This is a genomic window from Acetanaerobacterium sp. MSJ-12 (genome assembly GCF_018917875.1).
GTDB classification, from domain to species: Bacteria; Bacillota; Clostridia; order Oscillospirales; family Ruminococcaceae; genus Bittarella; species Bittarella massiliensis.
Genome location: NZ_JAHLPK010000002.1, coordinates 148,249 through 161,757, shown reverse-complemented (window position 1 = coordinate 161,757; position 13,509 = coordinate 148,249). Strand labels below are relative to the sequence as shown.

The 13,509-nt window shown below is 66.8% G+C and carries 14 protein-coding genes; 9 read left to right on the top strand and 5 right to left on the bottom strand.

The window, feature by feature from the left end:
* Window positions 1–24 precede the first annotated feature (24 nt).
* From KQI11_RS02800 to KQI11_RS02760, 9 genes are all read left to right on the top strand, one after another.
* Window positions 25–975, top strand: a complete 951-nt coding sequence (locus KQI11_RS02800; RefSeq protein WP_216401008.1) for a carbohydrate kinase family protein — start codon at window positions 25–27, stop codon at window positions 973–975.
* Window positions 941–1,687, top strand: a complete 747-nt coding sequence (locus KQI11_RS02795; RefSeq protein WP_216401007.1) for a hypothetical protein — start codon at window positions 941–943, stop codon at window positions 1,685–1,687. Before KQI11_RS02800 ends, KQI11_RS02795 begins: the two co-directional genes overlap by 35 nt.
* Window positions 1,688–1,739: 52 nt before the next feature.
* Window positions 1,740–2,762, top strand: a complete 1,023-nt coding sequence (locus KQI11_RS02790; protein ID WP_216401006.1) for an ADP-ribosylglycohydrolase family protein — start codon at window positions 1,740–1,742, stop codon at window positions 2,760–2,762.
* Window positions 2,763–2,840: 78 nt separating this feature from the next.
* Window positions 2,841–3,791: a carbohydrate kinase family protein gene (locus KQI11_RS02785; protein WP_216401005.1), complete on the top strand. Its 951-nt coding sequence runs from the start codon at window positions 2,841–2,843 to the stop codon at window positions 3,789–3,791.
* Between the two features lie 86 nt (window positions 3,792–3,877).
* Window positions 3,878–4,798, top strand: coding sequence for a Ppx/GppA phosphatase family protein (locus tag KQI11_RS02780; RefSeq protein ID WP_185915884.1), 921 nt, complete (start codon window positions 3,878–3,880; stop codon window positions 4,796–4,798).
* Window positions 4,795–6,942 (top strand): polyphosphate kinase 1, encoded by a 2,148-nt coding sequence (ppk1, locus tag KQI11_RS02775; protein ID WP_286172472.1) that lies wholly within the window; start codon window positions 4,795–4,797, stop codon window positions 6,940–6,942. The genes KQI11_RS02780 and ppk1 overlap by 4 nt, the downstream gene beginning before the upstream one ends.
* Before the next feature lie 133 nt (window positions 6,943–7,075).
* Entirely contained in the window at window positions 7,076–8,188 is a 1,113-nt protein-coding gene (locus tag KQI11_RS02770) for an MGDG synthase family glycosyltransferase (protein WP_216401004.1), read from the top strand.
* A 31-nt stretch (window positions 8,189–8,219) separates the two neighbouring features.
* Window positions 8,220–8,843 carry a glycerol-3-phosphate acyltransferase gene (locus tag KQI11_RS02765; RefSeq protein ID WP_216401003.1) on the top strand — a complete coding sequence of 208 codons (624 nt, stop codon included), beginning with the start codon at window positions 8,220–8,222 and terminating at the stop codon, window positions 8,841–8,843.
* Window positions 8,840–9,055, top strand: a complete 216-nt coding sequence (locus KQI11_RS02760) for a hypothetical protein (protein WP_216401002.1) — start codon at window positions 8,840–8,842, stop codon at window positions 9,053–9,055. Before KQI11_RS02765 ends, KQI11_RS02760 begins: the two co-directional genes overlap by 4 nt.
* Window positions 9,056–9,181: 126 nt before the next feature.
* On the opposite strand, the gene KQI11_RS02755 is transcribed toward KQI11_RS02760, so the two are convergent.
* The 5 genes from KQI11_RS02755 to KQI11_RS02735 form a co-directional block, all read right to left on the bottom strand.
* Window positions 9,182–9,661 (bottom strand): nucleoside deaminase, encoded by a 480-nt coding sequence (locus tag KQI11_RS02755; RefSeq protein ID WP_216401001.1) that lies wholly within the window; start codon window positions 9,659–9,661, stop codon window positions 9,182–9,184.
* Entirely contained in the window at window positions 9,661–10,764 is a 1,104-nt protein-coding gene (locus KQI11_RS02750) for a CPBP family intramembrane glutamic endopeptidase (protein WP_216401000.1), read from the bottom strand. Before KQI11_RS02750 ends, KQI11_RS02755 begins: the two co-directional genes overlap by 1 nt.
* Before the next feature lie 94 nt (window positions 10,765–10,858).
* Window positions 10,859–11,305, bottom strand: coding sequence for a helix-turn-helix domain-containing protein (locus KQI11_RS02745; protein WP_216400999.1), 447 nt, complete (start codon window positions 11,303–11,305; stop codon window positions 10,859–10,861).
* Between the two features lie 207 nt (window positions 11,306–11,512).
* Complete coding sequence (locus KQI11_RS13405; RefSeq protein ID WP_216400998.1) at window positions 11,513–12,436, bottom strand: prepilin-type N-terminal cleavage/methylation domain-containing protein; 924 nt, start codon at window positions 12,434–12,436, stop codon at window positions 11,513–11,515.
* 14 nt (window positions 12,437–12,450) lie between these two features.
* A complete protein-coding gene (locus KQI11_RS02735) occupies window positions 12,451–13,497 on the bottom strand; it encodes a type IV pilus twitching motility protein PilT (protein WP_216400997.1) in 1,047 nt (348 codons plus the stop codon).
* Window positions 13,498–13,509 lie beyond the last annotated feature (12 nt).

The following is a 13,509-nucleotide window of genomic DNA, read 5'->3' as shown; positions in this document are numbered from 1 at the left end:
AATAACGGAAAGGGGAACCAAACCATGAACGAGGCAATCGCCAATCCCGAGCGCTATGTGGTCGCCGTGGGGGACGGCGGCGTGGACCACTACTACGCCCTCTCCCGCTGGCCCGACCTGGGGGAGCAGATCCTCTGCCGGCCCATGGGGGACTATGTGGGGGGGATGATCTCCAACGCCAGCTCCACCCTGGCCGGATACGGCCGCCACACCTACCTCATCGGCACCACCACCCACTCGCCCGAGGGGGATTTCATCCTCAAGACCCTGGGGGAGGCGGGGGTGGACCTGAGCCACCACAACTACGACGACGACTACACCATCGTGGTCTGCAACATCTATCTGACTAGCAGCGGGGAGCGGACCATCTTCGTGGGGCTGGACGAGGGCTGCACCTTCCGCTTCACCCCCGAGCAGCAGAAGCTGCTCAACGGGGCGGCCTTTATCTACACCACCATGAACAAGATCGAGCTCTACGAAAACGGCTACGAGGCCATTGCCGAGGCCCGCGAACACGGGGCCCTGGTGACCTATGACCTGGAGAGCTATGAGGACGACGAGCGCCACCAGAAATACCTGGGGCTCTGCGACATCATCTTCGTCAACGACCACGACTTTGCCCATATGGCCCACGGCAAGGAGGAGGCGGTCTACTGCAAGACCCTGCTGGAAAACGGGGCCAAGATGGTGGTCATCACCAAGGGGGGCGAGGGCTGCTCGGTCTACTCCAAGGAGATGATCGTCAACCAGCCCGCCTGCCCGGTCAAGCCGGTGGACACCACCGGCGCCGGGGACACCTTCAATTCCTCCTTTGTCTACGGGCTGACCCAGGGCTGGTGCCTGCCCAAGGTGACCGCCTTTGCCACCGCGGCCGCCGCCCGCTGCGTCACCATGGTGGGCAGCCGCAGCGGCATCGCCACCCTGGAGGAGGTGGAGGCCTTTGTCAAGGAGCACCCGCTGCCGCCCCAGCGGTGACGGCCGCGCCGCGGCAAGGGGGATAGAGGCGACAAACCGGGCGGGGCGAGGGGCCGCCCTCCCCCTCCTCCTGGCGGCGGCCCTTCTCCTGGGCGGCTGCTCCGCCGAAAGGGAGGCGGGGACAGCCGCCTGCCCGACCGCCCCCGCGGCGGTGGCGGGAATCGAGAGGGAGAGGCCCCCCGACGGAGGGGGGACCGCCCCGGAGGAACCCCCCGCCCCGGAGGGGGAGAGCGCCGCTGCGGGCCCGAGCACCCCGGCGCAGACCGGCGGCGCGGCAGAGAAGGCCCCGCCGGAGACCGTCTCCCCCGCTCAGGGGCAAAAGGCCCCCTCCCAGGGGGGGAGTTCCGCCGGCCAGCCGACACCCGCGCCCCAGCCGGAGCCGGGACCCACCCCCGCCCCGGAGCCTGCGCCCGAACCCGCACCCGCACCCGAGCCGGTCAAGTCCTACGACATCGACTACTTTGTGGCCTACGCCAAGGAGTACGGCCAGCGCATCGGATTGGAGCTGGACCCGGACGGGAACCCGGACAACCGCTCCTGGGACACCCCCATCACCGCCACCTTCCCCATCACCGAGCAGTGGAAGGTGGACTACAAGAAACAGGATATCGAGGGGTACTGCCAGCACATCAAGCGGGAGGGGAACACCTCCTACTGGGTCTGCGCCCAGAAGCTGACGGGCGGGCGGTACCGGCTCTACATCGGATATTGACCCCCTGCCCCACCGGGCGGGGAGGAAGCCAAAAGCGAGGAGGACATTGCAGATGACCCTGAACGAACGCATTTTGGGCGGCCTGGTATTGGCCGCCGCCGGAGACGCCATCGGCGCCGCCACCGAGACCCGCTCCACAGCGCTGATCGAGGAGCGCTTTGGCGGCCCGGTGCGGGACTTTATCGACGCGCCCGAGGACACCTTTGCCCGCGGGGCCAAGGCCGGCACCGTCACCGACGACTTCTCCCTGGCCTGGTGCACCGCCATAGCCATTGCCGAGCGCGGAGGGGTCATCGACGAGGCCTGCGCCAAGGACGCCCTGGTGCGCTGGCACGGCCTGGGGGACTACTTCGAGCGGTACGCCGGCCCCACCACCCGCGCCGCGGTGATGGCCATGCTGGGCACCCCCATGGAGGCCCCCCTCTCCTTTCTGGCCTGCGACAACTCCAAGGCCTCCAACGGCGGGGCCATGAAGATCGAGGCGGTGGGCTATGTCAACCCCGGCGACTGGGACCGGGCGGTGGAGGACGCCATCACCATCTGCCTGCCGACCCACCCCTACGACATCGCCCTCTCGGGGGCCTGCGCGGTGGCGGCGGCCTGCGCCGAGGCGGTGCGGGAGGGGGCCGACCTCTTCTCCATCGTCAAGGCGGGGGCCTACGGGGCCCAAAAGGGGTATGAGAAGGGCGGCCGGGTGGGCGCCCGGCTGGCTGGGCCCTCGGTGGAGCGGCGTATCTGGATCGCCGCCGAGCTGGGGATGCGCGCGCCGGACATCGAGACCGCCATGCGGGACATCTCCGACATCATCGGCACCGGGCTGGCGGCGGCCGAGGCGGTGCCCGCCGCCTTCGGCCTGCTGGTGGCGGGCCGGGGCGACCCGGTGGAGGCGACCCTGGCCGGGGTCAACATCGGCAGCGACACCGACACGGTGGCCACCATTGTGGGCAGCATCGCCGGGGCCCACAGCGGCATCGGGGCCCTGCCGGGGCACTACCTGGAGGTCATCGACCGGGTCAACGGCTACGACCTGCGCGGGCTGGCCGACCGGCTGGCGGAGGTCGCCGCCGAGCGGTAAGACGGAAACAAGAGAGGGGGCGCCGGCTGTCTGGAGGGCCGGCGCCCCCTGTCGCACAGCGAGAAAAGGGGGATCGCCATGGAGCGCCAAGACGCGCCCTACCTGGTCTTTTTGGGGGAGGCCTGCATCGACGAGTACTACGAGACCGACCGCTGGGGGGAGATGGGGGACAAGATGATGCTGCGCCCGGTGGAAAACCTGGTTGGGGGGATGGTGGCCAACGCCGCCGGGGTGGCCGCCGGGCTGGGACAGAAGTGCTACCTGGTGGACTCCCTCAGCGACAGCCCGGTCTGCCGCCAGCTGCGCGCGGCGATGGAGGCCGAGGGCATCGACACCTCCTACACCCTGCACGACCCGGGCATGGCCGACCCCAAGTGCATCATCGTCACCCAGGGGGGCGAGCGGGTGGTCTGCGTGGTGGACACCGCCCGCGCCCCCCGCCGCATCACCCCCCGCCACCAGCGGCTGCTGGACGGGGCGGCCTGGATCTACACCATTGTGCGCACCCTGCAGCAGGTGGAGGACGCCGAGGCGGTGCTGGACCGGGCCCGGGCCGCCGGGGCCAAGCTCTACCTGGACGTGGAGGGGGTGGTGGCCGAGGACAACGACCCCCGCTTCCTCCGCCGGGCCGACGGGCTCACCTTCAACGAGCAGGGGTTTGCCGCCTTTCGGGGGGACCGCAGCGAGGGGGCCTGCCTGAAAGACCTCTTTGCCGGCGGGGTGGAGTTCGTGGTCGTCACCCTGGGGCCCGGCGGCTGCCGGGTGCACACCCCGGGGCGAACCATCGCCTGCCCCGGGGTGCCGGTGACACCGGTGGACACCACCGGCGCCGGGGACACCTGGGGCGCCGCCTTCCTCTGGGCGCGGGTCAACGGCTGGGCGCTGGGCGACTGCGCCCGCTTTGCAAACGGGATGGCCGCCCGCGCCTGCACCGTGCTGGGGGCCCGGGGCGGCATCTGCACCCTGGAGGAGGCGCGGCGCTGGATGGACAGGGCCCCCCAGGCGGTGGAAACCCGGGCAGCCCCCTGAAAATATTACAAGAAGTTTACCTAAACCAGCCCATAATATGATAAAATAGGGCAAACAGGGTTTGTCATTTAAAGGGGGATACCACTTTGCAGTACGGCGTCATCGACATCGGTTCCAACTCCATCCGCCTCTCCATCTACGAGTGCGAGGGCAGCGAGATCACCCAGCTCATCAACAAGCGAGAGATGGCCGGCCTGGCGGGATACGTGAAAAAAGACGGGATGCTGGCCGAGGCGGGCATCCGCAAGGCCTGCGCCATCCTCGCCGGGTACAAAGAGGTGTTCGCCGGCTTCGGCATCGAGGAGTACGGGGTCTTTGCCACCGCCTCCCTGCGGGGGGCGGGCAACCGGGACAAGGCCCTGGAGGCCATTCGGCGGGAGACCGGCCTTTCGCCCGAGGTGCTCACCGGCGAGGAGGAGGCCCGGCTGGACTACATCGGGGTCAACCACGCCATGCCCATGGGGACCGGCCTGCTCTGCGACATCGGCGGCGGCTCCACCGAGCTGGTGGTGAGCAAGGAGGGGGCCATCGAGCACCTCTGCTCCCTGCCGGTGGGGTCGCTGGGACTGCACGCCAAGTACGTGGACGGCCTCTTGATGAGCGACAAGGAGCGCCACCAGGTGCGCGGCGTCATCCGCAAGGCCATGGGCAAGGTGGACTGGGTCGGGAGGGACACCCTGCCCCAGATGTGCGGGGTGGGCGGCACCCTGCGGGCGCTACACAAGCTCAGCTGTGAGCTGCTGGGCCTGCCCGCCGACGCCCGGGAGGTGCCCGCCAAAAACGTGAAGAAGCTGTGCAAGATGATCCGGGACAAGGAGTTTTTCTACCAGACCGTCTACCGCATCGTCCCCGAGCGGATCTTCAGTATCCAGCCGGGGCTGATGATCTTGCGGGAGGTGGTGGACGCCTTCGGCTGCCAGCAGATCGCCATCAGCCAGAGCGGCGTGCGGGAGGGCTATCTCATCGACCGGATGCTGCAGACCAAAAAAGGGTGTGAAGAGGGATGAAGGGAAGCGAGCTGGCCCCCTGTATGCAAAACCGGGAGCTGTCCTGGCTAAAGTTCAACGAGCGGGTGCTGGAGGAGGCCAACTGCGAGGCCACCCCCCTGCTGGAGCGGTTCAAGTTCCTCTCCATCTTCACCAGCAACTTGGACGAGTTTTTCATGGTGCGGGTGGGCAGCATCACCGACTACCTGCTGGCCGCGCCGGACAGCAGGGACACCAAGACCGGGATGACCCCGGCCCAGCAGCTGGCCGCCATCTTTGCGGCGGTGGGGCCCCTCTACCAGCTGCGCGACCAGTCCTTTGAGGCGGTGGCCAAGGCCCTGTCCAAAAAGGGGATCGCCCGCTGCCGGGTGGCGGACCTGCCCGAGAAGGAGCAGCGGCACCTGGAGAAGCAGTTTCTCAAGAACACCCTGCCCCTGCTCTCCCCCCAGATCATCGACAACCGCCACCCCTTTCCCCACATCGGCAACAAGCAGCTAAATGTGGCGGTGACCCTGCGCCACAAGGAAAAGATCTGTTTTGGCATCATCCCCCTGCCGCCCATGGTGGAGCGCATCACCTTTTTGGAGCCGGCGGAGGGCAAGGCCCTGCGCTTTGTCCTCACCGAGGACCTGCTCTGCCACTTTGCCCACCTGGTCTTTGACATGTACGAGGTGGTGGAGCGGACGGTGCTCTGCGTCACCCGCAACGCCGACATCGACACCGAGGCCGGCCTTTTGGACGAGGACATCGACTACCGCCAGCACATGAAGCGGGTGATCCGCAAGCGGCTGCGGCTGGCCCCGGTGCGGCTGGAACTGCAGAGCCAGGTGGGGGACCGGTTCGTCAAGTACCTCTGCGGCAAGCTGCACATCGGCCGCGACCAGGTCTTCCTCTCCCGGGCGCCGCTGGACCTCTCCTACTGCTTTGCGCTGGAGGGGAAGCTGAGCCCGGCCCAGAAGCTGGAACTCTTGGACACGCCCTTCACCCCCCAGCGCTCGGCCCTGGTGGACCCCGGCGAGAGCATGCTGCGCCAGGCCCTGGCGCGGGACATCCTCCTCTCCTACCCGTTTGAGAGCATGAACCCCTTTCTCAACCTCATCAAAGAGGCCAGCTATCACCCCTCGGTCCTCTCCATCAAGATCACCCTCTACCGGATCGCCCGCCAGTCCAAGCTGGCGGAATACCTGATCGCCGCGGCGGAGAACGGCAAGGACGTGACGGTGCTGATGGAGCTGCGCGCCCGCTTCGACGAGCAGAACAACATCGAGTGGGCCCAGCGGCTGGAGGAAGCGGGCTGCCACGTCATCTACGGCACCGACGGCTACAAGGTGCACTCGAAGATCTGCCTCATCACCCTGCGGGACCGGGGGCGCATCCGCACCATCACCCAAATCGGCACCGGCAACTACAACGAGAAGACCGCCCGGCTCTACACCGACCTGTCCATCATCACCCCCGACCTCTCCATCGGCGAGGACGCGGTGGAGTTTTTCAAGAACATGGCCATGGGCAACCTCTTCGGCCACTACAACCGGCTCTGGGTGGCGCCGGTGAGCTTTAAGCAGAGCATCCTCGCGCGGATGGACGAGGAGATCGCCAACTGCCGCGCCGGGGAGCCCTGCGGCATCACCATCAAGTGCAACTCCCTCACCGACACCGAGATCATGGCCAAACTGGTGGAGGCCTCCCAGGCGGGGGTGAAGGTGCAGCTGATCGTGCGGGGCATCTGCTGCCTGACCCCCAAGGTGCCCGGCCTCACCGACAACGTGAGCGTGGTGAGCATTGTGGGCCGGTTTTTGGAGCACTCGCGCATCTACTGTTTTGGCACAGGGGAGTTCACCCGGGTCTACATCGGCTCGGGGGACATGATGACCCGCAACACCGAACACCGGGTGGAGATCGCCTGCCCCATTCAGGACAAGGAGCTCAAGGCCCGCATCCTGCAGATGGTGCACGTGATGCTGGGCGACAACGTCAAGGGCAGGGAGCAGCAGGCCGACGGCACCTATTTACAGCGCACCCCGCCCGCCGACTGGCCGGTGGGCTCGCAGGAGCTGTTCATGGAGGAGGCGGTGGCCGCGGCCGCCAAGCCGGTGCCGCCGGTGAAGAAGACGGCCTGGGGCCGCTGGAAGGGGCGCGCCCCCTTCTCCTGGTTCGGAAGGTAAAAACAGATTTGAGGGAGGGCCCGCCGGGCGGAAAACCGGCGGGCCCTCCCCTTTTTTCGCCACCGATTGACAAGCGGGGGCACAGCTCCTATACTAAAGGCACAGAAAAGGCCACCAGATGAGGAGGGATTGGGTGAAGGTACTGATTTTGTCCTGCAACACCGGGCAGGGGCACAACACCGCCGGGCGGGCGGTGCTCGAGGAGCTGCGGCGGCAGGGGGTCCCCTGTGAGATGAAGGACGTGCTCCTCTTTGCCGGGCGGCGCACCTCGCGGGTGGTGTCGAACGCCTACGTCAAGATCACCACCCGCTCCCCCCTGGTGTTTCAGTGGCTCTACCGGGCGGGCGAGGCCATCCGCTCAGACCGGCTGCGCTCGCCGGTCTATTTCGCCAACACCCTCTACGCCGACAACCTGCTGCGCTACATCGAAGAGCAGGGGTTTGACCGGGTGCTGACCCCCCACCTCTTCGCGGCCGAGGCCCTCACCAGCCTGCGGCGGCGGGGGAAGCTGGCGGCGCGCTGCTATGGGATCGCCACCGACTACACCTGCATCCCCTTTTGGGAGGAGACCGAGCTGGACGCCTACTTCATCCCCCACCGGGATCTGGCGGAGGAGTTTGCCCAGAAGGGGCTCCCCCGGGAAAAGCTGGTGGCCACCGGCATCCCAGTGAGCCGGCGGTTTTCCCACCCGGGCGACCGGGGGGCCGCCCGCGCCGCCCTGGGCATCGGCCCCGACAGCCAGGTCTGCCTGGTGATGACCGGCAGCATGGGCTTTGGCCGGGCGGGGGAGTACGCCCAGGCCCTGCTGGAGCGGGGCGGCGACCGCCGCCGCGTCTACCTCTTCGGCGGCCGGAACGAGCGGCTGAAGGCCGAGTTGAGGGAGCGCTTTGCCGGGGAGCCGCGGGCGGTGGTCCTCGACTACACCGACCAGGTCCCCCTCTACATGGACGGCTGCGACCTGCTCCTCACCAAGCCCGGCGGCCTGACCAGCACCGAGGCGGCGGTGCACCGCATCCCCCTCATCCATACCGCCCCCATCCCCGGGTGCGAGACCCAGAACGCCGCCTTCTTCAGCAGCCGGGGGATGTCCCTCTGCCCCGACGGCCCGGAAGAGACCGCCGAGGCGGCGGAAGGGCTGCTGGGCGACCCCGCCCGCCGGGAGGCGATGGCCGCGGCCCAGGCGGCCAACTGCAACCCGCGGGCGGCGGAGGAGATCGTCCGCCGGATGGCGGAAGACAATCTTTAGACGACCCTTTTTAGAGAGGAGGAAACCGGCTGTGCTGCCCTATCTCTTTTACGCCCTGCTGGGCTTTCTGTCCGGCAGCATCCTCTACAGCGCCCTGCTGCCCCGCTGGCTGCGGGGGATCGACATCGTCGCCGACAGCGACGACCACAACCCCGGCGCGGCCAACGCCTTTTTGCTGGCCGGGCCGCGGGTGGGGGTGCTCTGCGTCCTCTGCGACCTGGCCAAGGGGTTTCTCCCCGTCTTTTTGGCGGCCTCGCGGCTGCCCACCCAGGAGCGGCTCCTCTTCTCCCTGGTGCTGGCGGCGCCGGTGCTGGGGCACGCTTTCTCCCCCTGGCGGCAGGGCCGGGGCGGCAAGGCCATCACCGCCAGCTTTGGGGCCCTGCTGGGGCTGCTTCCGGGCAGTCTGGTGGTCTTTGGGCTGGCGGCCCTCTACCTCTTTTTCTCCCTGATCGCGGTGATCCCCGACCACCGGCTGCGCACCCTGGCCACCTTCTCCCTCTTCGCCGGGGGGAGCTTCCTCCTCTGCCCCAACAAGTGCATCGCCGCGGGCTGCACCCTCATCTCGGCGGCGGTGATCTTTCGCCACCTCAGCGGAGCGCCCCACCTCCACCAGGAACTCCTGAAAAAGGCCTTTGTGCGGGGGATATTTAGTTGAAAAGAAAGCGAATTATACGAACTGTAATCGTTGTGCTGGCAGCGCTTCTCCTTCTCTTTCCCAAGCGCACCCTCTACAAGGACGGGGGGACCGCGACCTACACCGCCCTGCTCTACCAGGTCATCGTCTGGCACCAGCTGCAGGGGGTGGATATGCCCTACAAGACCGGGGTGGAAGTGCGGCTTTTTCCCCACAATTTTGGCGGGCTGTAGCTGTCCCGCTCCCCCTCTCTGCCGCCTGGCGGTCAAGGGGGGACAACTTTCGCGGCAGAGAGAGACCGCCGGCCGACCCGAACAGGGCCGACCGGCGGTCTTTTTTTTGTGCAGAGCAGAGGGGGGCTACCCCTCCCGCCCCTTCTCCCTTTCGGCCCGCTTGCGGGCCCGCAAATCGGCAAAGAATTCCCGCAGGAGCTGGCGGGATTCCTCCTCCATCAGCTGGATCACCTCTTTGGGGCAGTAGGTGAAGGGCTGGGAAAAGAGGTCGACCACGCTGCCACAGGCGCCGAACTTCTCGTCCCTCGCGCCAAAGCAGACCCGGTCGATGCGGGCGTTGATGATGGCCCCGGCGCACATGGCGCAGGGCTCCAGGGTGACGTAGAGGGCGCAGTCGGGCAGCCGCCAGCCGCCCAGGTTGCGGCAGGCCATGTCGATGGCCTTGATCTCGGCGTGGTCCAGGGCGTTTTTGCTCTGCTCCCTGGTGTTGTAGCCCCAGCCCACCACCTGGCCGCGGTGCACCACCACCGCTCCCACCGGCACCTCGCCCTGGGCCGCCGCACAGCGGGCCAGATCGAGGGCGAGGCGCATGTACTGCCTGTCCATCAGAGGATGCGGGCCTGGGAGGCCATGAGGAAAGCCACCATGCAGAGACTGATGACAAAGCCGCCCGAGCCGATGAAGGCCACCATCTTGGTGGTGAGGGTGTTGGTGTCCTCGTAGTCCTCAATGGCGAAGATGGCGCTGTCCTGCCGCGAAAGGTAGGCCACGGAGAAGACCCCCAGCAAGAGCAGCAGGGCAAAGAGACTGTTTTGCACCAGCGCGTAGGTAGAGGCGCTCACCGCCGTCTGCAGGGTGGCGAGCACCAGGCTGAGGGCGTTGTTGACAAAGTGGAGGACGACCGTGGTGAGGATGGAGCCGCTCTTGATGGCCACATACCCCAAAAAGAGGCCCACGAAGAACATGTTGGGGGCCTTGACAAAGCTCTGGTGGGCCATGGCAAAGACGATGGCGCTGACCACCACCGCAAAGCGATCGCCAAAGCGGCGCAGGGGCTGCAGCACCACCCCGCGAAAGACCACCTCCTCCACCACGGCGGGGACCGCCGAGAGGGAGAGGAAGTAGAGCAGGTAGGCGGGCGCCGAGGTGATGGCCGGTTCGGCGCTGCTGACAAAGCGGATGTTCAGCTGGGAGGCCAGGCCGCCGAGGACGTTGGCCGAGGCGATGCCGACAATGCCGATGGCCAGCAGGATGAAGGTGCAGGGCACCAGGGTGCGCCCTTTGACCGGGCCGCGGGGAAGGTCTTTTTTGAGGCGGAAGCCGTTGAGACAGGAGACCACCCAGTAGGGGATGACGATCTGCGCCAGGTAGACCAGCAGGCGGATGAAGTAGTGGAGGAACTGGTTGGTCAGCACCTGGCCGTTTTTCATGATGACCACCCCAGAGGAGAGGAGGGCGAAGAGCCGGGTCAGCAGGAAGAAGGAGGCGTTGGAGAGGAAGATGGAGAGGAGGATGGCGAACCCCAGGATGTTGGCCTGGCGGTGGATCTCCTGGATCTGCAGTTCGCTCTTTCCCCTGCCTTTTCCCTCCTGGGGGCCACCCAGGTAGCCAAAGCCGGCGGAATAGGAATAGCCCTCCCCCTCTTCCGGCGGGGGAAAGCCCTCAAAGGTCTGCTGCGCGCAGTCTCGCTCGCTGCCGTCGCTGTACACCTGCTTGTCCCCCCTTTCACCGCCCGTGCGGAAAACGGCCGGCCCTGTTTGGCCGGTCCGCGCAAGGGCGGCCTTTGCACTTTACACCCAAAAGTCAACCCAATATAATCGTCATCATTATACCAATCCGCGCAGGTGAAATCAAACCGATTGTTTGAACAAACCGTGAAAAGTGGCAGATTTGGGGGCATTTCCAGAAAGATACCTTGCGGATTTCCAGGTTATTCCAAACAGTAGCAGCTAGGCGGAGGGCCAGCGAGAGGCCGAGCAGCCCGTATACCGGTCTCTTTGCACTCTGCCGCCGGCGGGGCGAGAGCTGCGCCGGGGCGGCAGGGCCGGAGGCTGCCAGCAGCTCCTCCGCCCCCACGCCGTAGAGGGCCGCCAGGGCGGTCAAATTCTCCACCCCCGGCAGGGCCGCCCCCCGCTCCCACCGGCTGACGGCGGGGCGGCTGACCCCCAGGCGGGCGGCCAGCTCCTCCTGCGAGAGGCCGGCGTCCCGGCGGAGGGCGGTCAACTGGTCTGCCAATTGCCGATTTTTCATTGTCACTCATCCTTTCCCGCTTTTGCAATGACAGGGCACTGTCTGTCTCTCAGTATGCGGGAGAGCGGGGAAACCGCGCAACCGCATCGGCGATCCAAATGGCGCAACCGCGGTTGCGGCCGCGCGGTGATGCCCTTTTTTGCGGGAAAACAAAAAGAGAGGGGACGCTCCCCCCTCTCCTCTGCGGCGCTGCCTCTCGGCCGCCCCTCAGGCCCCCTCCGCCCCGTCGGGGAGGCCAAAGATCTTGTCTACTTTGACCCACTGGGGAGAGCCGCTATAGGTCTTTTCATTCTCCAGGTCGTATTTGATGTCGCTCCAGCTCTTGCCGTTGATGGACTTGGAGCCGGTGGCGCACTGGTACCAGCTGCCGTCGTCGCGGTTGTAGATGTAGTTGGCCGTCCAGTTGCCGCTGTTGTTGGGGTTTGTGTTGGCGAAAATCACCAGGGAATTTTCCGTCTTGTCCTGCTTGACCGTGTTGTAGTAGGGCTGGACGTAAAAGGTCTGGCCGTCCACCTTCAGCTCGCCCCAGCCGCCGTTTTTCTCGTAGACGGCCTTGCGAAAGCTCTCGTTGTTGATGAGGGAGGGGTCTTTATTGGCAAAGATGCTCTCGATCCCCAGCTCCTTGAGCCGCTTCTGCTTTTCGTCCTTGCTGAGGGTGTCGTCCCCCATGATGTCGATGTAGTTTTTCAGGGCGCTAGAACCGTATTCACAGATGGTGCCGGTGTTGACCTGGTTTTTCACCGCCTCGCTCACGTCCCCCAGGTGTTTGGAGCAGACGAAGATGACCCCGCCGTTCACATTGTCGTAGAGGGAGAGATAGGTCCCGCCGTCGGGACACTTCATCCCCTCCTCCACGTAGCCCGTCTCCCGCAGGAAGGGCAGCACCTTGTCCGCCTGGCCGTTCTGGCTGTCCCGCTGCAGTTCCGGCTCCAGGGGGAGGGCCGCCTGGTAGAAGCGGGCGATGTCGCTGCGGTTGACCTGGCAGATCTTCTCGTGGGACTTGTCGATCCACTTCACCATGGAGGGGATGAGGAGGGCGGCCAGCACCGCCAAGATCACCAGCACCACAATGACCTCCACCAGGGTGAAGCCCTGCCGCCCCCTGCGAGCAGCCTGTTTTTTCGCCCTCACCGCGCGGCCCCCTCTCACAGGTACTCCCGCAGGTTGGCGGGAGAGGTGGAGGCCTGCAGCGCCGTCTGCCGGTCGATGACGCCCCGGCGGGCCAGGTTGGCCAGGTCGGCGTTCAGGGTGTGCATCCCCTGGGCGGCCCCCGCCTGCATGGGGGTGTCCAGCTGATAGCACTTGTTCTCGCGGATCAGGTTGAGCACCGCGTCGGTGCCCACCAGCACCTCGGTGGCGGCGATCCGCCCGCCCCCCACCCGGGGGAGCAGCTGCTGGGTGACGACCCCCCGCAGGATGGCCGAGAGCTGGGAGCGCATCTGGGACTGGGCCTGGGGCGGGCAGACGTCGACAATGCGGTCGATGGTCTGGGCCGCGCCGGTGGTGTGGAGGGTGGAGAGGACCAGGTGCCCCGTCTCGGCGGCGGTGACGGCGGCGGAGATGGTCTCGTAGTCGCGCATCTCCCCCACCAGGATCACATCCGGGTCCTCCCGCAGGGCCGAGCGCAGGGCCGCGGCGAAGGAGGGCACATCCCGCCCCACCTCGCGCTGGTGGACGGTGGCCAGCTCGGGGGTGTAGAGGTACTCCACCGGGTCCTCCACCGTGAGGATGTGGGCGGGGCGGCTGCGGTTGATGCGCTGGATCATGGCCGCCAGGGTGGTGGACTTGCCGCTGCCGGTGGGGCCGGTGACCAAAATCAGCCCCCGGGGGCTGTCGGCCAGCTGCCCCAACACCGGGGGCAGCGAGAGCTCTTCCAGGGTGGGGATGTGGTCGGACAGCAGGCGGATGGCCGCCGCCGGATGGCCCTGCTGCCAGAAGATGTTGACCCGCTGCCGCCCCTGCGGCAATGCGAAGGCAAAGTCCATGTCCTCCCCCCGGCAGAGGCCCTCGGGCCGCTCGCCCTCGGCCAGGGCGCGGATGAGCGCCTCCGCCTCGCCGCTGTCCAGGGAAAAGGGGGCGGGGAAGAGGGCGCCGTCCCGGCGCAGGGCGCAGGGGACCGGGGCCCCCACGGTGAGGTGGATGTCGGAACACCCGTTTTGCCGCCCGGCGGCGACCAGCTCCTGAATGGTCATCTTGCAAAACCT

Bases quoted from the DNA above. Each gene is read 5' to 3' on its own strand.
- KQI11_RS02800 (WP_216401008.1), top strand. From the start codon at position 25: ATGAACGAGGCAATCGCCAATCCCGAGCGCTATGTGGTCGCCGTGGGG.
- KQI11_RS02790 (WP_216401006.1), top strand. From the start codon at position 1,740: ATGACCCTGAACGAACGCATTTTGGGCGGCCTGGTATTGGCCGCCGCC.
- KQI11_RS02785 (WP_216401005.1), top strand. From the start codon at position 2,841: ATGGAGCGCCAAGACGCGCCCTACCTGGTCTTTTTGGGGGAGGCCTGC.
- ppk1 (WP_286172472.1), top strand. From the start codon at position 4,795: ATGAAGGGAAGCGAGCTGGCCCCCTGTATGCAAAACCGGGAGCTGTCC.
- KQI11_RS02755 (WP_216401001.1), bottom strand. From the start codon at position 9,661: ATGGACAGGCAGTACATGCGCCTCGCCCTCGATCTGGCCCGCTGTGCG.
- KQI11_RS02745 (WP_216400999.1), bottom strand. From the start codon at position 11,305: ATGAAAAATCGGCAATTGGCAGACCAGTTGACCGCCCTCCGCCGGGAC.
- KQI11_RS02735 (WP_216400997.1), bottom strand. From the start codon at position 13,497: ATGACCATTCAGGAGCTGGTCGCCGCCGGGCGGCAAAACGGGTGTTCC.